Source organism: Amycolatopsis sp. ATCC 39116 (genome assembly GCF_000231075.2).
Taxonomy (GTDB): Bacteria; Actinomycetota; Actinomycetes; order Mycobacteriales; family Pseudonocardiaceae; genus Amycolatopsis_E; species Amycolatopsis_E tucumanensis.
This window is the reverse complement of record NZ_AFWY03000001.1, coordinates 434,054-451,428: the sequence shown is the minus strand read 5'-3', so window position 1 is coordinate 451,428 and position 17,375 is coordinate 434,054. Positions and strand designations below refer to the sequence as shown.

Sequence of the window (17,375 nt, the reverse complement as noted above, 5' to 3'; positions counted from 1 at the left end):
GAGGCCGCATCGTGAAGCTCGCCCTGTACCTGCCCAACTTCCGCGAAAAGGTGACCGTTCAGGAACTCGAGGACCTCACCGCCCTCGCCGAGGACCTCGACTTCGACTCCGTCTGGACGCTGGACCGCATCGTCGTGCCCGAATCGTCGGACCGGCAGGAGATGCAGTACGCCTTCGGCATGATCGAGGGCTTCCCCAAGGGGCTGCCGGTGTCCTCGCGGGGGCAGTGGTTCCAGGGCATGCCGCTGATCCCGTGGCTCGCCGCGAAAACGTCCAAGGTCCGCATCGGCATGAGCGTCATCGACACGCCCTACCGCGCGCCGGGTGTGCTCGCCGCCGAGCTGGGCACCATCGACCACCTGTCGGGCGGCAGGCTCAACGTCGCGCTCGGCGCGGGCTGGATGCCCGAGGAGTTCGCCGCCTCCAGTGCCTCGCACATCTTCCCCAAGCGCAACAAGCACGTGCGCGAAACGATCGAGGTGATCCAGGGCATCTGGAACAACGAGGTCTTCGAGTACCACGGCGAGTTCGCCGACTTCGAACCGTGCGGGTTCGGGGCGAAGCCGCTGCAGCAGCCGCACCCGCCGATCTACTTCAGCGGCCTGAAGGACCCCAAGCGCGCGGCGAGCCGGGTCGCCAAGTACGGCCTCGACGGCTGGATCGGCATCCAGGACTCGCCCGAGGACATCCAGCGGTGGCGCGGCGAGATCCAGCGTGAGCTGGACGAACTCGACACCGCCCGCTCTATCGACGACCTCGAGATCAGCAGCATGATCTGGTTCGTCATCACCGACCAGGACATGGACCAGACCCCGATGGGCAAGGGCACCAACCTCCTGGCCGGCTCCGCCGCGCAGATCACCGACATGCTCAAGCGCTACCGGGAAGCCGGCCTGACGATGCCGATGCTGTGGCCGCCGTTCGCGGACGTGCCGGTCGCCAAGACGCTGGACGACCTCAAGCGCCTCAAGGAGGAGATCATGCCGAAGGTCGAGGCCATGTAGCGACCGCGAACGTCCGAGAAACCCATCCCACAACGAAGTGAGAGGAACACACATGTCCGAACTGGACGGTAAGCGGGTCTTCGTCACCGGATCCGGTGCCGGGATCGGCAAGGCGATCGCGAAGCTGTTCACCGATCGCGGCGCGCGCGTCGTGGTCAGCGACATCGACGCCGACGCGGCCAAGCGGGCCGCCGACGAGATCGGCGCGGCGGGCGTCGCGAACTGCGACGTCACCGACGAAGCCCAGGTCCAGGCCGCGGTCCAGCAGGCGGTCGACCTCCTCGGCGGTCTCGACGTCCTGGTGAACAACGCCGGGATCGAGATCTCCTCGCCGCTGTTGCAGCAGTCGACGGAGAGCTTCGACAAGATCTACGCGGTCAACGTGCGCGGGCCGTTCGTCGCGATGAAGGCGGCGACCCCGCACCTGGTGGCGTCGAAGGGGAACGTCGTCAACATCGCCTCCATCGCCGGCATCGGCGGCAGCCCGCTGCTCGGCTCCTACTGCGCCACGAAAGCGGCGCTGATCCAGCTCACCCGGGTCGCGGCGGTGGAGATGCGGCCGACGGGCGTGCGGGTCAACGCGGTCTGCCCGGGCTTCGCCGACACCGCGATGGTGGAACGGCTGGTGCCGGACTTCGAGGCGGCGACGCAGATCCCCTTCGGCGACCTCGTGGCGATGAAGCAGGGCAGGCTCGGCACGCCCGAGGACATCGCCGAGGTGGCCGCGTTCCTCGCCTCCGACCGGGCGACGTGGATCACCGGCAGCCACTACGTCCTCGACGGCGGGCTCACCGCTTCGCTCGTCTGAGGCGAACCGGCCGGCGGGCCCTCGGGGGGTCCGCCGGCCGGCTATTCGAAGCTCAGCCATACCGGGGTGCCGTCGGGCACGTCGTGGAGCCGGCGGGCGATCGGTCCCCGGATGCGCATGCAGGTGACCGCGTCCTTGACGACCAGGTTGTCGTCGTCGTACCCGCCGCCGAGGACGAAGAACCTCAGCGGGATCAGCCGTTCGTCGTAGCCGAGGGGGCCGTGGACGCGCTGCCAGCGGGTGGCGAAGGCGCGCGCGGCGTGCGCGTCGGCGTCGGCGGCGAGCCACTCGGTCCAGCCGAGCAGGGTGTCGCTGACGAACTCGCGCTGCCCGGTTTCCGGGTCGAAGGTGACGACCCGGGTGTTGTTCTCGATCGCGAACTGCACCCCGAACAGGTCCTGGCCGAAGCACAGCAGGCCGTCGGCGAGGCCGGCGTAGGTGTCCTTCCAGGTGCCCGGTGCGTTCCAGCGGAGCAGCTCGGGGCCGAGACCCTCCGGGCCGACGCGGAAGACCTGGACACCGGCGTTGGCGAGCGTGCACCCGTTGACCTGGCTGAGCAGGTCGGCGAGTTCGCCAACCGGTCCGTGGGCGGCGCCGAGGTCGGCGCGTACCGGGGCGCCGAGGGGGTGGCGGCCTGCCCGGAGCAGGCCGGCGAAGGCGGGATCGGTGCGCATGTCAGTCGGTCTCCCTGATCACGAAGGTGTCGCCGGGGTCCAGGTTCCTCGTCTGGCCGCCCATGGTCGAGCCGGCGGACCGGTTGTCGCCGCCCGGGATGAGTTTGACGCTCGGGTCCCAGTCCTCGTGCCGCCTGCCGCCCTCGACGCTCATCGCGGGCGGGAACTCGTCCCGGTCGTAGCCGGGGAGCCCGACGTCGCGGCCGTAGGGGATACCGCGCATCGCCTCGTTCCGGCGCGCCTCCTTCTCGGCGGCGTTCTTGTCGACCGTGAGCACTTCCGGGGTGGGGCGGCCCATCTCGTAGGTGTTGCCGGACCAGATCTGGCCTCGCTGGGATTCCCGGATGTGCTGCAGGCTTTCCTTGTGCCGGTCCCGGTCCAGGTACACCTCGACCGGCGGGTTCTTGCCGTCCAGTGCGGAGGCGGTGTGGTGCAGCTCGTTGCGCACCTGCGAGCTCGCGTTCAGCACGGCGTCGCCCGCGTGGTTGCCCAGGAAGTCCACCGCTTCCGGGGTGAGCGCCTTGCCGGCTGCTTCCAGTTGGTCGTTGCCGGTCAGGTCGGCGAGCCACTCGGTGGCGGCGTCGACCGCGCGGGCCGCGGTCTCGACACCGTCTTCGGCGACATCGTCCAATGTCCGCCCGGCCAGGCTGACGGCGTTGCCGATCGCGCGATACGTTTCTGCCTCCGGCACCTCGCCCTTGTTGCCGGCCGGGCCTGACCCGCCGGGCGTCTTCGGTGTCTTGCCCGGATTCGCGGCGCCGGTGACTGTGAGTTCGTCGCCCATCGCCGTGATGTTCGCCGCCGCCGCGGCGTACCGGTCCCGGTTCTGCTCGGCGGTCGTGGTGACGAGGTTGCGGGTGACGAGTTCGCTTTCCTCCGGTGACAGCAGGGTTTTGCCGAGCTGGTCGTCGAGGTCGGCGCGGGCCGTGTTGGCCGCCGTGTCCCGCCGGGCGCCGGCGATCTCGTCGCCGCTGGCCGCGGCGAAGCGGGCGAGAGACTGCGCTTCCTCGCCGACGGCCTGCGCGTCCGCGGCCGATGCCTCGGCCCGTTCGCGCGCCGCCCCGGCCGGCTCGTCACGCCAGGCCTGTTCGGTCTGGCGGGCGAACCGGTGCGCTTCGTCCCGCGCCGCCTGCGTGTCCTTGCCTGCGCGGTCCCACGCCTCGCCGGCCTCGTAGACCCCGTCCGGCGGGGCCGGGGTCGGCGCTTGTGACTCGACTTCGCGGGTGAAGTCGCTCTGCGCTGACTCTGTGTTCGTGTCGCGCTGGGTGCCTTCCCGATCCGCGGGCTGCCGGTTGTCCTCGCGGGACTCGTTCGAGGTGTCGCCGGTGGCCGGCGCTTCCGGTTGCGCCTGACCGGAACGCTGTTCCCCGCCGGACTTCCCTTCGGCGGGTTTCTCACCGGCCGGCGTGTCTTGTGTGGACGGCGCCGGCTCCGACGACGGTTGCGGGGCGGCGCCGCCGGAGCTCGCCGGGGGAGTGCTGGTGCTCCCTGGTGCTTCGGCCATCCCCGACCCCCCTCGCTGCCGCCTGTTCGTGGCAAGCAGTCTCGGCGGGAATCGTGATTCCGGGGTGGTCGCTGACCTGTTCCGGCCACTCCGACACGCCCGGCCCTGCCGCCCCTCAGTTCGGCCGGGTGAGGTAAGCGCCTTGAGAGCGCACCGTGATCACGAACCCACGTCACGGAGGCTCTGGCCCTGGGGCGGCGCGCTGAACCGGCCGGACCGAGGCGCAACGGTCCTTGGCCGGTGAGCGCCCCCGTCCTGTCCTGTCGTACCGCGGCGCGCGCGACCGTCGGCGCGCTGTGCTCGTCAGGCAGGTGGTAGTTGCGCGTGGGGGGCGGCCTGGTCGAGGTCGGCGGAACGGAGGCGGAAGACTTGCAGGGTCAGCCCGAAGTACTTGCCGGTTTCGCCGACCCAGTGCATGCCGTTGCGGCGGACGGTGGCGGCGGCCCGGGTGTTGCCAGGGCGGACCACGGCGAACAGTTCGTCGACGTCGTGGCGGAAGGCCCAGCCGGCCAGTGCGTGGGTGGCTTCGGTGGCGTACCCGTGCCCCCACGCGTCGGGGTGGAGCTGCCAGCCGATCTCGAGGTCCTCGTTGCCGGGAGGCAGAGGCAGCAGGATCGCCCCGCCGATGATCTGGTTGTCGCTGCGACGCTGGATGGCCCAGCGCCCGGCCGGCAGGGCCGCCCGGGTGCTCTCGGCGATCCACTGCTGCAGCAGCAGGCGCATGGCCGCCAGATCGGGCACCTGGTCCATCGCCGGGCTGAGCCAGCGCGCAACCGCTGGGCTGCCGAACACGGCCACTGCCGCGGGTGCGTCCGAGACGTGCCAGCCCCGCAGGATCAGCCGCGGGGTGATGAGCGGCGGCCGGAGTTCGACCTGAGGAGGCTGGAGCTTGTCGCGGGTGGTCATCGGACCCGGCCGCCGTCGACTTCCCACCGTTCGGTGGCGCCATCGGAGAATTCCCCGCCGGCGGCACGACGTGGAGCGAGAAGCGTGTCGGGGCTGTCGGCGTTGTCTCGCCGCGCGGCCCGCATGAGAGTCTCGTGTGCGGTTGCCTCAGGCGCGTCGGGCGGCAGGATGAGCAGGGTCAGGCGCTGCCGGCCCTGACCGGCCACCGTGACGGTGCAGGGAGGTTGCGAACGGAACCCCTCCATCCGGACGGCACTGCCCTCGATCAGGAGACGACGGGGAACGGACGTCCACGTGGTCAGGTTGTAGGTGACGCGCTCAATGGTTCCCGGCCGGATCGCGAGGACCGCCAGTAGCGCCGGCAGTTCGGCGGCGAGGTCGCGGGACCGTGGCCACCAGGCGCCGTCGACGTAGCCGGCGACGGACCCCTTCGGCTTCAGGCGCAGACGCAGCGTGTGGTGCGACGGCTCGGCGGCCGCCGGGGGTGGGACGAGTGTGGTCGAGCTCGACATGACGCCGATGCTCCCGTCTCCGATCGTGACACGACCGGGAATTCCGCCGAGGACGACGCGGGCTTGGCCACCCGTGTACGAGATGCTCTCGGCAATTTCTATTTTACACCGATTCGGAATACCGCAGGCGAACACGTTTGCGCCCACCGCCACAGGCTATGCATCCGCAGAAGCCGAGCTCGCCGGGCGGGCCGGAATTCGCCGGTGACTTGAAGGAGCTCCTGAGATGACAACTCCAGCTACTCAGAACGCGTCCCCGAGCGGAGGCCAGGCCGGCGCGAGCCAGCTGGTCACCGAGCAAGGGACGACCACCATCGCCGACACGGTCGTGCAGAAGATCGCGGGGCTGGCGGCGAGTGAGATTTCGGGTGTGTACGCCCTCGGGGGTGGCGCCGCGCGGGCTTTCGGCGCCCTCCGCGAGCGAATTCCCGGAGCTTCGGCCAGTGCCGCGCAAGGCGTTTCGGTCGAGGTCGGGGAGCGGCAGACGGCCGTGGATCTCGAGCTGGTGGTGGAGTACGGCGTCTCGATCGTCGATCTCGCCCGCGCGGCCCGGCGCAACGTGATCGTCGCGATCGAGCGCATGACCGGGCTCGAGGTCGTCGAGGTCAACATCGCCGTGAACGATGTGCATCTCCCCGATGAGGAGACCGAGACCGAGGGCGGACAGTCCACCAGGTTGCAATGACCTCCGAGCTCGACGCCGACCTGATCGCTGCGGCGGTCCGGGCGGTGCCGGCCGTGGCCGACCTGGACAGTGGACGCTTCGGTGACATCGCGACCTACCTGCCCGGACGCCGGGTAACGGGGGTGCGAGTCCGTCCGGAGGAGATCACCATCGGCGTGGTCATCCGGTATCCGGCCATCGTCGGCGAGGTCGCCGCCGCTGTTCGTGCGGCGGTCGGAAAGGTCGACCGCCCGGTGCGGGTGGCGGTCATGGACATCGTGCTGCCGGTGACCGCACCGGCAGCGTTCGGCCGATTGGCAGTGAAGGAAGAACTCTCATGAACTTCACGGTTCTCGGGCTGTTGTCCGGCATCGTGCTGGGCCTCGCGGGCGCGTTCGGCGGTCTCAGCGCGTTCCTCATCGTGCTCGTCCTCGGCGCGCTGGGCCTGCTGGTCGGCCGGGTCGCCGACGGCAAGCTCGATCTGTCCCAGCTCACCGGCCGCGGCCGTCGTTGACCATGTCGGCGCTGGATTCGCGGGGGGCGACCGACCGCGACGAGCAGGAGATGAGCGAACGTGGCCGCACCGTCATCGCCGATCGCGTGGTCGAGCGGTTGGCCGCGTACGCGGTGACCGAGGTCGAAAGCGTCGGCGGTTCGGCTCGCCAGGTGCTCGGGGTGACCGTCGGCGCCGAGGACCAGGACCGTGCCGCCGGCGTGCAGGCCCGGGTGGACGGCGCTACCGCCGAACTGGACGTCCGTCTGTCGATCGCCTACCCGAAGCCGGTCGCGGCGACCTGCGAGCGGGTCCGGGCCCATCTGGTGCGGCGGGTCGGCGAGCTGACCGGGCTGGCCGTGTCGCGGGTCGACATCACCGTGACCGCCCTGCACGGACCGTCCGCCACAGGGAGGATCCGGTGATCCGCCGTCCCCGCCGCAGCCTGCCGGCAAGTCTGAGCGCCGTGGCACTTCTCGCGGCATCGGCGCTGGTCGCGACGTCGGCGATTCAGATGCTCGCCGGGCGGCAGCCGCTCATCAGCTACGACGCGGTAGCGGAAACGTTGCACACGACGCGGTGGGACAGCTGGGGGGCCCTGCTCGCCGGCGCGGTGGCCGCGGCCCTCGGGCTGGTGTTGCTGTTGGCGGCGGTCCTGCCGGGCTCGGCGACCGTCATTCCGCTCGACGACGACGGCAACGGGCTCGACGCCGGCGCCTCGCGCCGGGGGTTGCGCACCACACTGAGTGCGGCGGCCGCCGGGGTCGACGGCGTGAGCCGGGCCAGGCTCGCCGTTCGCCGCCGCCGCGTGACGGCGAACGTGCGCACCGACCGCGCGAGCGCCGAGGGCCTTGCCGACGCGGTGTACACGGCGCTCGAACGACGGATCGCGGAGATCTCACTGGCGGCGCCGCCGGCACTGCGGGTGCGGGTACGCAGCACGCGGAGCCAGAAATGAGCGCCCACAACCCGCCGGGGCGGCTCAACCGTGGCGTGCTCGCACTGCTCGGGCTGGTCTTGTTCGCGGCCGGCGGACTCACCCTGGCCACCCATTTCGGATGGCCGGGCTTGTTCGACCCGGCGAGTACGCTGGTCCCCGGCACGGGGCGGCCCCCTACCTGGGCGCTCTACCTCGTCGCCGCGGTCGCCGTCATCCTCGGGCTCCTGTGCCTCCGGTGGCTCGCGGCGCAACTGGTCCGCAAGCCACGCCGCGACATCTGGCGCCTGGAAAGCGACCCGGACCGGGGCCGCACCGAACTGGCCACGACCACCGCGGTCGAGCCCTTCGCCGACGAGATCGAAACGTACCCCGGGGTGCGGGCCGCCGACGCCTCCCTCACCGGGGCGCAGCACAACGCCACCCTCACGGTGGTGATCCACACCGAACAACAGGCGTCCCTCACCGCCATCCGGCACCGGGTGCGCACCGAGGCGCTGCCCAGGCTGCGTCAGGCGCTGGACCTGCAGGCCCTGCCCACCGCGGTCGAATTCCGCTTCACCGGCAAACCGACGTCGACGGTCCAGTGATCAGCCAGGGGAGCGGGCGATGTGCGCGAGGAGAACCGAGTGATGAGAGTGGGAATCCTGGACATCCTGGCTCCGCCGGCTCGGGGGCCGGCGGAGGTGGGCTATCGGCTGTTGATGACCAAGCAGTTCGCCGGCATCACCCCGCAGGCGATCTCGGTGTGGTGCCGTCGGCAGGGGCACGAGACGTTCTACGCCACCTACTACGGTCTGGGCGACCCGCACCGGCTGCTGCCCAGGGACCTGGACGTGGTGTTCATCGCCTGCTACACGCAGGTCAGCCACCTCGCCTACGCGCTGGCCAAGCTGTATCGGCGGGCCGGTGTGCGCACGGTGATCGGCGGCCCGCACGCCAAGGCGTTCCCGGTCGACTGCCTGCGCTTCTTCGACCTGGTCGTCGGTGAATGCGACGCCGAACTGATCTCCGGCATCCTCGCCGGCCAGTACGATCCGGGCAGTGTGATCTCGGCGGCCCGCCCGTTCGACGACGTGCCGACCGTGGCCGAGCGGATGCCGGAGATCCGTGCGTCGGCGTTCTTCTGGGGCCGCAAACCGTTGCTGCTGTCCGCCGTGCCCATGCTGGCCAGCATGGGCTGTCCCTATCACTGCGATTTCTGCATCGACTGGAACACCCGCTACCGGCTGCTGCCGCCCGAGCGGATGGCCGAAGACCTGCGGTATCTGGCCCGGCACCTGCCTGGCACCCTGATCGTGTTCCACGACCCGAACTTCGCGGTGACCTTCGACAGGGTCCTGGACGTGCTGCAGGCTCAGCCGCCGGGCGAGCGGCCGCCCTACATCATCGAGAGCTCGCTGACCGTGCTGCGCGGGAACCGGCCCAGGCGGCTCAAGGACACCAACTGCGTCATGGTCGCGCCGGGCGTGGAGTCCTGGACCGACTATTCGAACAAAGCCGGTGTGGGCCGCGAGGGTGGCGTGGCCAAGGTCGACCACGTGGCGGACCACTTCACCCGGCTCGCGGAGAACGTGCCCTACCTGCAGGCGAACTTCATGTTCGGGCTCGACACCGACCAGGGCGACGAACCGGTCGAGCTGACCGAACGATTCATGGACCGCACCCCGTTCGTCTGGCCCACGATCAACATCCCGATGCCTTTCGGCGGCACCCCGTTGCACGACCAGCTCACCGCCGATGGACGCATCCTCACCACGATGCCGTTCAGCTTCTACTACGCGCCGTACCTGGTCACCACCCTGCGTCACTACGATCCGATCACCTACTACACCAAGCTCACCGAGCTGTACGCCCACGCCGCATCGCCCGCCATGCTGCGCCGCCGACTGCGCTCGACGTCCCACCGCCTCATCCGCTACGTCCACCGTGCGCGTACCGCGGCCTTCCGCGGCGACATCGCCAGCTTCCGCCGGATCCTGGGCATGCTGCGCGACGATCCGCGGTTCCTGGCCTTCCACGAAGGACGCACCACGAGACTGCCGGACTACTACCGTCACTTGGGCGACCGCATGCTCGGCCGGTACGCCGAACTGCTGTCGCCCGCCGATCGGGTACCCGACCTCACGCAGACGCTCGTGCCCGGCAACGGGTGACACAGCCAGGCCGCCACTGGGCGCGTAGGATGAACACATCCGGCCACGACGACACCGCATTCTGTAGTGCCAGCCCGCACCGGGACTACAGATGAGGCACGTCATGTCGAACCTCTTGGACCGCGCTCGGCGCGCCCGCGCTCGCTACGGTACCGACGACACATCGGTTTCTCAGCCGGAGAAGCAGCACGACGCGGCACCACCCGCCCCGGTTGTCGCCGGCCCGGCGGCACCGCAGGCCGCCGCCGGTGAACCCGCACCGACGCCCGCGTCCCGGCCCCGGAAGACCCGCGTGGCGCGGACCAGGATCAGCGGCACCTGGGTCGCGGTGATCATCGCCGTGCTCGTCCTGGTCTTCCTGCTGATCTTCATCCTGCAGAACCCCACCCGGACCGAGCTGACGTTCCTCGGTGCTAGCGGGACCCTGCCGGCCGGCGTGGCCATGCTTCTCGCCGCCGTCGGCGGAGCCCTGCTGGTCGCCCTGATCGGCTCCGCGCGCATCCTCCAGCTCCGGCACACGGCACGCCGACGCCACCACTGACCGCAACCGCCGGGAAGGCGGGGCGTGAGTCAGCAGCCGTCGCGCCTCGGTGCAGCGCCCGCGGCCGCCGACCCGGTCAGGAATCGGATGCCGTTGTAGCTCACCCGGCCTGCCGCGCACCCGAGGGTTCCACCACCCGGGCGGGTGCGCCGGCCAGTCGCTGCGACAACGAGCGTGACGTGGCCGTCAGCAGGCGCGCCAGCTCCCTCGGCCGGGCGCCGGCCACCTGCACCACCACGCTGATCGCCGCGGCGACCTGGCCTGATGGGTCTCGCACGGGGGCGGCCACCACGAGGTCGTCCGGGGTGATCGTGCCCCGCGCGACCGCCACTCCGAACTGGCGGATGAACGCCAGCTGCCGCCGCAGCTCGCCGGGGTCCGTGATCGTGTAGCGGGTGAACCGCTCCAGCGGTGAGCGCAGCACCTCGGCCTGGAACGCCGGCTCCGCGTGCGCCAGCAGCACCAGCCCGGTGCCCGTCGCGTGCATCGGCCAGCGGTCGCCCACCCGGCTGTTCGTCGCGGCGGCCCTGGCGCGCAGCGTTTCCACGTACACGACCTCGCGGCCGTCCCGCACCGCCAGGTGCACGTTCCCGCGCGTCAGCGAGTGCAGATCGTCCAGGAACGGGAACGCCGCTTCCCGCAACTGCAGCCCGCGCGGCGCCAGCGCGGCCAGCTCCAGCAACCGCAACCCCACCGAGTACCGGCCCGCCGGGTCCCGCTCCAGGCCACCCCACGACACCAGCTCGCCCGCCAGCCGGTGCGCAGTCGGCAACGTCAGCCCGGCCCGGCGCGCGATGTCGCTCAGCGACAGCGACCGGTGCCGCGGCCCGAACGCCGACAGCACGGCCAGCACCCGGCCTGCCGCGGTGGTCATCGCACGCTCCCGACGGCCTCGGGCGCCGTCGCGCGCGACGGCGCGGGCAGCACCAGCACCGCCACCAGGCTCACCGCGCACAACAGTCCCAAGTAGACGGCGATCGGCGTCGACGAGTGGTAGGCGCCGTACAGCCCCGTCGCGGCCAGCGGGGTCACCGCACCACCCACCAGACCGCCCATCTGGTAAGCGATCGAGGCCCCGCTGAACCGCATCCGCGCCGGGAAGATCTCGGTGAACAACGCGCCCTGCGCCCCGGCCATGATCGCCTGCACGATCCCGGCGACCATGAACGCCAGCAGCGCCGCGCCGACACTTCCGGTGTCCACGAGCAGGAACAGCGGCCACGCCCACACCACCGCGAAAGCGGCGCCGACCGCGTACACCGGCTCGCTGCCCCAGCGGTCCGCGCACCGCGCCGCCACGTAGATCCCCGCGATCCACAGCACCGTCGACGCCAGGATCAACGTGAGCAGCGTGCTGCGCCCGAACCCGGCGGCCTGCGTGCCGTAGCTGAGCATGTAGACCATCACCGTGTAACCCACCGCGGGCGGCGCGATCGCGGCCAGGCTCGCCAGCAGCAGCGTGCCCGGCCGTTCCCGCAGCAGCGTCGCCGCGGGCACCCGGCTGACCTGCCGCTTCTCGCGCACCCGCTGGAACTCCGGGCTCTCGGTCAGCGTGCGCCGCACCAGCATCCCGACCACCAGCAGCGCGACGCTGACCAGGAACGGGATCCGCCAGCCCCAGGTGGCGAACCCATCGCCGGTGGTCTCCACGACCAGCAGGAACACCAGGTTCGAGGTCAGCACCCCGATCGGCACGCCGAACTGCGCGAAGCTGCCGTACACCGCCCGCTGCCGCGGCGTGGCGTGCTCGGTGGCGACCAGCACCGCGCCGCCCCACTCGCCGCCGACGCCGAACCCCTGCACCAGCCGCAGGAACACCAGCAGGATCGGCGCGGCCACCCCGATCGCGGCGTAGGTCGGCAGCAGGCCGATCAGGAACGTGGCCAGCCCGGCGAGCATCAGCGTCAGCACGAGCATCGACTTGCGGCCGATGCGGTCGCCGAAGTGCCCGATCACCGCGCCGCCGAGCGGGCGCGCGATGAAGCCGACCGCGAACGTGCCGAACGCCGCGAGCGTGCCGGCCACCGGGGAGAACGACGGGAAGAACAGCGATCCGAACACCAGCGCCGACGCGCTGCCGAAGACGTAGTAGTCGTACCACTCGATCGACGTCCCGACGCAGCTGGCCAGCAGGATCGAGGCCCTGCTGGGTGTCGAACCGGCCATGCGGCAGCCACCCACCTTCGACTCTGGAGGAAACGGGTGCCTCCAGTAAAGGAGCGCGGCAGCCGCACGTCGTCGGCCCCTTGCCGTGCGCCGCCCGCGACGGATGTCGCATCGACCCGGCTCTAACCGTCCAGAGCGGCGCAGCCGCGCGGCGGGCCGTCAGCGTGCGCCGCCGCAGGCGTGCGTCCGATCCGACAGCGCGGGCGGCTCTTGGCCAGGACCGCGCCGCCGTGCTGGGGGCGCCGCCGGACGCGGCGCGATCGTGGTGTGGTGGTGGGCCGCCTCAGGTTCCGTGGCCTGCACCGGCCCGCAGGCACCGCCGGCACATGCTCTAACCGTCCAGAGCGCGCAGCAGGATCCGCAGGAGGTCGTCGAGTGCGCCGAGTTGCTCCCCGTCGAGCGCGGACAGCAGCCGGGTCACGTTGGCGGTGTGCGCTGTCATCGCCTCGTCCACCGTGGCGAAGCCCTTGTCGGTCAGCCGGACCCGGAAGCTGCGCCGGTCCGCGGGATCGAGCGTGCGCTCGACGAGCCCCGCCGCCTCCAGCCGGTCCAGCCGGCTCGTCATGCCGGCCCGGGTCAGCATCAGCGTCGCGGAGAGCTGGGACGGCGTGAGCGTGTACGGATCGCCCGACCGGCGCAGCGTCGCGAGGACGTCGAACTCGCCCCGCTGCAGCCCGAACGTCGTGAACACCTTCTCCTGCGCCGGCGCGAGGAGGAGCCCCACCCGCCCCAGCCTGCCCGCGACGGCGATCGCGTCGAGGTCCAGGTCCGGTCGTTCCCGCTGCCACGCCTCGATCACGGCGTCGACCGCGTCGGGTTGCTGTGCCTTCGTGTCACTCACGCCGCCAGTCTATTCGACGAAAGATAGTTTGACAGCTTACTATCAGGCTGTGTGACTATACGGACATGAGCACACCACCACTCGCCACCGGAGAGGTCCCGCCCCTCCTGGTGCCGCGCAACGAGGCGGAGGTCCTGGGAACGGGGCCGGACACGGTCGCCCTGCTCGCTGACGTGTCGTCGACCGGTGGCTTCCTGAGCGCCACCCGCACCACGCTGGGGGAGGGCCAGGACGGCGCTCCGCCGCACTACCACCGCACCTCCGCGGAGACGTTCTTCGTCCTCGGCGGGGTCCTGCAGGTGCTGGTCGGCGACGAGATCGTCACGGCGTGCGAAGGCGACCTGTTGTTCGTCCCGCCGGGCACCGTCCACGCCTTCGGCGCGGCGCCGGGGTCCGGCGCGGACCTGCTGATCGTGTTCACCCCCGGCGTGGAGCGGTTCGGGTACTTCCGGCTCCTCGACCAGGTCCGCACCGGCGCCGCCGGACCGGAAACCGTCCTCGGCGCGCAAGAGCGCTACGACAACCACTTCGTCGACAGCACCACCTGGCGGAACGCCCGCCAGTCCGGCCGATAAGGAGACAAACCCATGCGCAAGATCATCACCTCCACCTACGCCACCCTCGACGGCTTCATCGACAACCCGCACGAGTGGTCGCTGCAGTACTCGAACGAGGAAGCGCAGGCCTACGCGTTCGCGATGACCACGGCCGCCGACGCGCTGCTGCTCGGACGCGTCACCTACGAAGGCATGGCGCAGGCGTGGCCCCAGATGGGCGGCAACCCCTACGCCGACCACGTCAACAGCATCACCAAGTACGTGGTGGCGTCCCAGCCGGTCGGCACGTCCGCCTGGAACCCCACCGTCGTCATCCCCGGGGCCGATCTCGTCGCCCGGGTCGCGGAGCTGAAGGAGCAGGACGGCGCCGACATTCTGATCTGGGGCACCGGCCGCCTGACCGATGCCCTCGCGGCGGCAGGCCTGCTCGACGAGTACCGGATCTGGGTGTGCCCGGTCGTCAAGGGCAAAGGCGAGCCGCTGTTCCGCGAGGAGAGCGCCATGACCCTCGACCTGCTCGACACGACGGTGTTCGGCACCGGCGCCGTCGTCCACACCTACCGGCCGGCCACGGCCAAGTCCTGACAACGACCACCACGGAGGAGAACGTCGTGCACAACGAAGTCACCGACTACATCGCCAAGACGCTGCCCTGGCAGGCGGAGGTCTGCACCAAGCTGCGCTCGATGGTCCACGCCACCATCCCGGACGCCGAAGAGGCGCTGCAGTACGGCAAACCGCACTTCCTGAAGAACGGCAAGCACGCCGCGGTGATCCACGTGGCCCGCAACAAGGTGTCGTTCATGGTGTTCGAGGCGGGGGACATCGAGCCCGTCAAGGGAGTCCTGAGAGCCCTGGGCAACGGCGACCGCAAGGCCGCCGACATCACCGAGGGGCAGGACGTCGACTACGACCTGCTCGCAGGTGTCCTCGCCAAGACCAGCAGCAAGCTCTGACCCTCCGCCGGGTGCTCCCGTCCGCGTCGGCGGGAGCACCCGGCGAACCCTTTCCGCGTCGCGAAAGACGCCTCGCTCCGCTCGCCGCGGGCCCGGCAGAGTCGGGTTCACCAACAGCGAGGAGAGCGGTTATGACGACTGTTCTGCCGGGCCCAGGGGCCCTGGTCACGGAGAACACCCACCTCGTCGGCGGCGACTGGGTCCCCGCGGCCGGCGGGGACAGCATCGACGTGCTCGACCCGGCCACCGGCGAAGTCCTCGCCCGGGTTCCCCGCGGCGGCGCCGCCGACGTCGACGCCGCGGTCACCGCCGCGCAGGCCGCCTTCCCGGCCTGGCGCGACACCCCCGCCACCGAGCGCGCCAAGCTGATCCTGCGGTGGGTGCAGCTGATCGAGCAGCACGAGACCGAGATCGACCAGCTCGAATCGCGCGAGGTCGGCCGCCCGCACTGGGGACCGCCGCCGCTGGCGCGGATCCTCACCTTCATCGCCGGGCAGGCCGACAAGGTGCAGGGCGTGTCGCTGCCCGCCGGCCCCGGCGTGCTCGGGCTGACCCTGCGCGAGCCTTACGGCGTGGTCGGCAGCATCATCCCGTGGAACGCGCCCGGCCCGATGTTCGTCAACGACGTCGGCGCCGCCATCGCTGCGGGCAACACGATCGTTGTCAAACCCGCCGAGGACGCGCCGCTCACGCCGCTCGCACTGGCCCGGCTCGCGCTCGACGCGGGCATCCCGCCCGGCGTGGTCAACGTCGTCACCGGCTACGGCGGCGAAGCGGGTGCGGCACTGCCGGTGCACCCGGGCATCCGGCGGATGAGCTTCACCGGCTCCCCGGAAACCGGCTCGCTCGTGATGGCCGCCTGCGCGCGCAACCTCGTGCCGCTGCACCTGGAACTGGGCGGCAAGTCCCCGCAGGTGATCTTCGCCGACGCCGACCTGGACGCCGCGATCCCCGCGATCGCCATGGGCATCACGCTCAACACCGGGCAGATCTGCGCCGCCGGGTCCCGCGTCGTCGTCGAGCGGTCCGTGCACGCCGAAGTGGTGCGGCGGCTGGCCGAGCACCTGGCGAAGGTGCGGGTCGGGCCGTGGCACGAGCCGGTCCAGATGGGCCCGCTCATCAACGCCAAGCAGCACGCCCGCGTGCTGGACTACGTGCGCCTCGGCCGCGAGGAGGGCGCCGAACTGGTCCTCGGTGGCGGCGTGCCGGACGGGTTCGACCGCGGGTTCTTCGTCCAGCCGACGCTGTTCGACCACGTCGCCCCGGACATGCGCATCGCACAGGAGGAGATCTTCGGCCCGGTGCTGTCGGTCATCCCGGTCGAGTCCGAAGAGGACGCTCTGGAAGTGGCCAACGGCACCGAATACGGCCTCGTCGCCTCGGTGTGGACGCGGGACCTCGGCCTCGCGGTGCGGATGTCGAAGGGACTGCAGGCCGGGCAGGTCGCGGTCAACGCCGCGCTCGGCGCCGGGGTCACCGGCGCGCCGTTCGGCGGCTACAAGCGCAGCGGCTTCGGCCGCACCATGGGCGCCGACGCCGTGCTCGACTACACCCAGGTGAAGGCGGTGTCGCTGCGTGGCACGCTCTGACCTGCGGCTGCGGGTGCTCATGGAGCCCCGCCACGGTGCCCGCTACGACGACATCCTCGCCCTGGCCCGCGCCACCGAGGACGCCGGCTTCGACGCGTTCTTCCGCTCCGACCACCTGCTCGGCGTCGACCCCGCCGACACCACCTACCGGCCCACCGACTGCTGGACCACCCTCGGCGGCCTCGCGCGCGACACCAGCCGGGTGCGGCTGGGCGCGCTGGTCGGCGCCGCCACGTTCCGCCAGCCCGGCATCCTCGCCACCATCGTCGCCAGCCTCGACGAGATGAGCGGCGGCCGCGCCGAACTCGGCCTGGGCACCGGCTGGTACGAACGCGAGCACGCCGCGTTCGGCATCCCGTTCCCCTGCACCGGCGAGCGGTTCGACCGGCTGGAGGAACAGCTGGCGATCATCACCGGCCTGTGGCGCACGAGCCCGTTTTCCTTCGACGGCAAGCACTATCGCATCGACGACAACCGGACCCCGCCCCGCACCGTCCAGCACCCGCACCCGCCGATCATCGTCGGCGGCAGCGGCCCGAGGCGCACACCGGCGATCGCGGCGCGCTATGCCAGTGAGTTCAACGGCGCCCTCGGCGGCGACCTGCGCGAACGCTACGCGACCTTCCACCGGGCCTGCGAGGCGATCGGCCGCGACCCCGCCGAACCGCGGCTGTCCGCGGTGCTGCCCGTCGCCTGCGGCGCCACCCCCGCCGAAGCCGCCCGCCGCGGCGAGATCATCGGCTCCGATTTCATCCGCGAGCACGCCGCCGTCGGCACCCCCGCCCAGGTCGTCGACCGGATCGGCGACCTGGCCGACGCCGGCGCGGACACCGTGTACCTGCACATCTACGACATCCACGACCTCGAGCACATCGCCCTGCTCGGCGCCGAAGTCCTTCCCCACGTCGCGCGGCCCGCGCTCACGGCGATGCCAGTAGGACGCGGCCTGCGTGGCGGTGCGGGTGGCGGAACCTGAGACGGCCCCTCGCTGTGGGATCGCCTCCTCATGAATTCCCACCCGCCGGCCCGACCACCACCCCTGATGGACGCGCTCCGCGCGACAGCGC

The 17,375-nt window shown here is 71.2% G+C and carries 22 protein-coding genes; 15 read left to right on the top strand and 7 right to left on the bottom strand.

Annotated features, from left to right (window positions below; all coding sequences use genetic code 11):
* Positions 1-11: 11 nt before the first annotated feature.
* Both AMY39116_RS0302385 and AMY39116_RS0302380 read left to right on the top strand, forming a co-directional pair.
* Positions 12-1,004 (top strand): LLM class flavin-dependent oxidoreductase, encoded by a 993-nt coding sequence (locus AMY39116_RS0302385; RefSeq protein WP_020416123.1) that lies wholly within the window; start codon positions 12-14, stop codon positions 1,002-1,004.
* A gap of 52 nt (positions 1,005-1,056) precedes the next feature.
* Positions 1,057-1,812: an SDR family NAD(P)-dependent oxidoreductase gene (locus AMY39116_RS0302380; RefSeq protein WP_020416122.1), complete on the top strand. Its 756-nt coding sequence runs from the start codon at positions 1,057-1,059 to the stop codon at positions 1,810-1,812.
* Positions 1,813-1,853: 41 nt separating this feature from the next.
* Here AMY39116_RS0302380 and AMY39116_RS0302375 read toward each other — a convergent pair whose 3' ends face one another.
* The 4 genes from AMY39116_RS0302375 to AMY39116_RS47315 all read right to left on the bottom strand — a co-directional run bounded on the left by AMY39116_RS0302375 (position 1,854) and on the right by AMY39116_RS47315 (position 5,555).
* Positions 1,854-2,486 carry an SMI1/KNR4 family protein gene (locus tag AMY39116_RS0302375; protein WP_020416121.1) on the bottom strand — a complete coding sequence of 211 codons (633 nt, stop codon included), beginning with the start codon at positions 2,484-2,486 and terminating at the stop codon, positions 1,854-1,856.
* A 1-nt stretch (position 2,487) separates the two neighbouring features.
* The gene (locus AMY39116_RS44570; protein ID WP_020416120.1) at positions 2,488-3,990 is read right to left on the bottom strand and encodes a NucA/NucB deoxyribonuclease domain-containing protein; all 1,503 of its coding nucleotides are present in this window, start codon (positions 3,988-3,990) and stop codon (positions 2,488-2,490) included.
* Positions 3,991-4,293: 303 nt separating this feature from the next.
* Positions 4,294-4,896, bottom strand: a complete 603-nt coding sequence (locus tag AMY39116_RS0302365; protein ID WP_020416119.1) for a GNAT family N-acetyltransferase — start codon at positions 4,894-4,896, stop codon at positions 4,294-4,296.
* Positions 4,893-5,555: a DUF5994 family protein gene (locus AMY39116_RS47315; protein ID WP_235716035.1), complete on the bottom strand. Its 663-nt coding sequence runs from the start codon at positions 5,553-5,555 to the stop codon at positions 4,893-4,895. Before AMY39116_RS47315 ends, AMY39116_RS0302365 begins: the two co-directional genes overlap by 4 nt.
* A 79-nt stretch (positions 5,556-5,634) precedes the next feature.
* Here AMY39116_RS47315 and AMY39116_RS0302355 point away from each other — a divergent pair, with 79 nt between their 5' ends.
* From AMY39116_RS0302355 to AMY39116_RS47310, 8 genes are all read left to right on the top strand, one after another.
* The gene (locus AMY39116_RS0302355) at positions 5,635-6,093 is read left to right on the top strand and encodes an Asp23/Gls24 family envelope stress response protein (protein WP_020416117.1); all 459 of its coding nucleotides are present in this window, start codon (positions 5,635-5,637) and stop codon (positions 6,091-6,093) included.
* Positions 6,090-6,413 (top strand): hypothetical protein, encoded by a 324-nt coding sequence (locus tag AMY39116_RS0302350; protein WP_020416116.1) that lies wholly within the window; start codon positions 6,090-6,092, stop codon positions 6,411-6,413. The genes AMY39116_RS0302355 and AMY39116_RS0302350 overlap by 4 nt, the downstream gene beginning before the upstream one ends.
* The gene (locus AMY39116_RS46745) at positions 6,410-6,586 is read left to right on the top strand and encodes a hypothetical protein (protein ID WP_020416115.1); all 177 of its coding nucleotides are present in this window, start codon (positions 6,410-6,412) and stop codon (positions 6,584-6,586) included. Before AMY39116_RS0302350 ends, AMY39116_RS46745 begins: the two co-directional genes overlap by 4 nt.
* Positions 6,587-6,636: 50 nt before the next feature.
* Positions 6,637-6,990: an Asp23/Gls24 family envelope stress response protein gene (locus AMY39116_RS0302340; protein WP_039791145.1), complete on the top strand. Its 354-nt coding sequence runs from the start codon at positions 6,637-6,639 to the stop codon at positions 6,988-6,990.
* Positions 6,987-7,523, top strand: coding sequence for a DUF6286 domain-containing protein (locus AMY39116_RS0302335; RefSeq protein WP_027935556.1), 537 nt, complete (start codon positions 6,987-6,989; stop codon positions 7,521-7,523). The genes AMY39116_RS0302340 and AMY39116_RS0302335 overlap by 4 nt, the downstream gene beginning before the upstream one ends.
* Positions 7,520-8,092, top strand: coding sequence for an alkaline shock response membrane anchor protein AmaP (locus tag AMY39116_RS0302330; protein WP_020416112.1), 573 nt, complete (start codon positions 7,520-7,522; stop codon positions 8,090-8,092). The genes AMY39116_RS0302335 and AMY39116_RS0302330 overlap by 4 nt, the downstream gene beginning before the upstream one ends.
* A 114-nt stretch (positions 8,093-8,206) precedes the next feature.
* The gene (locus AMY39116_RS0302325) at positions 8,207-9,658 is read left to right on the top strand and encodes a radical SAM protein (RefSeq protein ID WP_202961385.1); all 1,452 of its coding nucleotides are present in this window, start codon (positions 8,207-8,209) and stop codon (positions 9,656-9,658) included.
* Positions 9,659-9,950: 292 nt separating this feature from the next.
* Positions 9,951-10,199: a lipopolysaccharide assembly LapA domain-containing protein gene (locus AMY39116_RS47310; RefSeq protein WP_020416110.1), complete on the top strand. Its 249-nt coding sequence runs from the start codon at positions 9,951-9,953 to the stop codon at positions 10,197-10,199.
* A 100-nt stretch (positions 10,200-10,299) separates the two neighbouring features.
* Here AMY39116_RS47310 and AMY39116_RS42100 read toward each other — a convergent pair whose 3' ends face one another.
* The 3 genes from AMY39116_RS42100 to AMY39116_RS0302305 all read right to left on the bottom strand — a co-directional run bounded on the left by AMY39116_RS42100 (position 10,300) and on the right by AMY39116_RS0302305 (position 13,206).
* Positions 10,300-11,073 carry an IclR family transcriptional regulator gene (locus AMY39116_RS42100; protein WP_020416109.1) on the bottom strand — a complete coding sequence of 258 codons (774 nt, stop codon included), beginning with the start codon at positions 11,071-11,073 and terminating at the stop codon, positions 10,300-10,302.
* The gene (locus tag AMY39116_RS0302310; RefSeq protein WP_020416108.1) at positions 11,070-12,365 is read right to left on the bottom strand and encodes an MFS transporter; all 1,296 of its coding nucleotides are present in this window, start codon (positions 12,363-12,365) and stop codon (positions 11,070-11,072) included. Before AMY39116_RS0302310 ends, AMY39116_RS42100 begins: the two co-directional genes overlap by 4 nt.
* Positions 12,366-12,696: 331 nt before the next feature.
* Positions 12,697-13,206 (bottom strand): MarR family winged helix-turn-helix transcriptional regulator, encoded by a 510-nt coding sequence (locus AMY39116_RS0302305; RefSeq protein WP_020416107.1) that lies wholly within the window; start codon positions 13,204-13,206, stop codon positions 12,697-12,699.
* 65 nt (positions 13,207-13,271) lie between these two features.
* On the opposite strand from AMY39116_RS0302305, the gene AMY39116_RS0302300 reads away from it, so the two are divergent.
* The 5 genes from AMY39116_RS0302300 to AMY39116_RS0302280 all read left to right on the top strand — a co-directional run bounded on the left by AMY39116_RS0302300 (position 13,272) and on the right by AMY39116_RS0302280 (position 17,284).
* A complete protein-coding gene (locus AMY39116_RS0302300; protein ID WP_051123457.1) occupies positions 13,272-13,781 on the top strand; it encodes a cupin domain-containing protein in 510 nt (169 codons plus the stop codon).
* 12 nt (positions 13,782-13,793) lie between these two features.
* Entirely contained in the window at positions 13,794-14,348 is a 555-nt protein-coding gene (locus AMY39116_RS0302295; protein ID WP_020416105.1) for a dihydrofolate reductase family protein, read from the top strand.
* 26 nt (positions 14,349-14,374) lie between these two features.
* Positions 14,375-14,719, top strand: coding sequence for a DUF1801 domain-containing protein (locus AMY39116_RS0302290; protein WP_020416104.1), 345 nt, complete (start codon positions 14,375-14,377; stop codon positions 14,717-14,719).
* A 131-nt stretch (positions 14,720-14,850) separates the two neighbouring features.
* Entirely contained in the window at positions 14,851-16,308 is a 1,458-nt protein-coding gene (locus AMY39116_RS0302285) for an aldehyde dehydrogenase (RefSeq protein WP_020416103.1), read from the top strand.
* Positions 16,295-17,284, top strand: coding sequence for an LLM class F420-dependent oxidoreductase (locus AMY39116_RS0302280; protein ID WP_020416102.1), 990 nt, complete (start codon positions 16,295-16,297; stop codon positions 17,282-17,284). Before AMY39116_RS0302285 ends, AMY39116_RS0302280 begins: the two co-directional genes overlap by 14 nt.
* Positions 17,285-17,375 lie beyond the last annotated feature (91 nt).

Bases quoted from the DNA above. Each gene is read 5' to 3' on its own strand.
- AMY39116_RS0302380 (WP_020416122.1), top strand. From the start codon at position 1,057: ATGTCCGAACTGGACGGTAAGCGGGTCTTCGTCACCGGATCCGGTGCC.
- AMY39116_RS0302375 (WP_020416121.1), bottom strand. From the start codon at position 2,486: ATGCGCACCGATCCCGCCTTCGCCGGCCTGCTCCGGGCAGGCCGCCAC.
- AMY39116_RS44570 (WP_020416120.1), bottom strand. From the start codon at position 3,990: ATGGCCGAAGCACCAGGGAGCACCAGCACTCCCCCGGCGAGCTCCGGC.
- AMY39116_RS0302365 (WP_020416119.1), bottom strand. From the start codon at position 4,896: ATGACCACCCGCGACAAGCTCCAGCCTCCTCAGGTCGAACTCCGGCCG.
- AMY39116_RS0302355 (WP_020416117.1), top strand. From the start codon at position 5,635: ATGACAACTCCAGCTACTCAGAACGCGTCCCCGAGCGGAGGCCAGGCC.
- AMY39116_RS0302350 (WP_020416116.1), top strand. From the start codon at position 6,090: ATGACCTCCGAGCTCGACGCCGACCTGATCGCTGCGGCGGTCCGGGCG.
- AMY39116_RS46745 (WP_020416115.1), top strand. From the start codon at position 6,410: ATGAACTTCACGGTTCTCGGGCTGTTGTCCGGCATCGTGCTGGGCCTC.
- AMY39116_RS0302340 (WP_039791145.1), top strand. From the start codon at position 6,637: ATGAGCGAACGTGGCCGCACCGTCATCGCCGATCGCGTGGTCGAGCGG.
- AMY39116_RS0302330 (WP_020416112.1), top strand. From the start codon at position 7,520: ATGAGCGCCCACAACCCGCCGGGGCGGCTCAACCGTGGCGTGCTCGCA.
- AMY39116_RS0302325 (WP_202961385.1), top strand. From the start codon at position 8,207: ATGACCAAGCAGTTCGCCGGCATCACCCCGCAGGCGATCTCGGTGTGG.
- AMY39116_RS42100 (WP_020416109.1), bottom strand. From the start codon at position 11,073: ATGACCACCGCGGCAGGCCGGGTGCTGGCCGTGCTGTCGGCGTTCGGG.
- AMY39116_RS0302310 (WP_020416108.1), bottom strand. From the start codon at position 12,365: ATGGCCGGTTCGACACCCAGCAGGGCCTCGATCCTGCTGGCCAGCTGC.
- AMY39116_RS0302300 (WP_051123457.1), top strand. From the start codon at position 13,272: ATGAGCACACCACCACTCGCCACCGGAGAGGTCCCGCCCCTCCTGGTG.
- AMY39116_RS0302295 (WP_020416105.1), top strand. From the start codon at position 13,794: ATGCGCAAGATCATCACCTCCACCTACGCCACCCTCGACGGCTTCATC.
- AMY39116_RS0302285 (WP_020416103.1), top strand. From the start codon at position 14,851: ATGACGACTGTTCTGCCGGGCCCAGGGGCCCTGGTCACGGAGAACACC.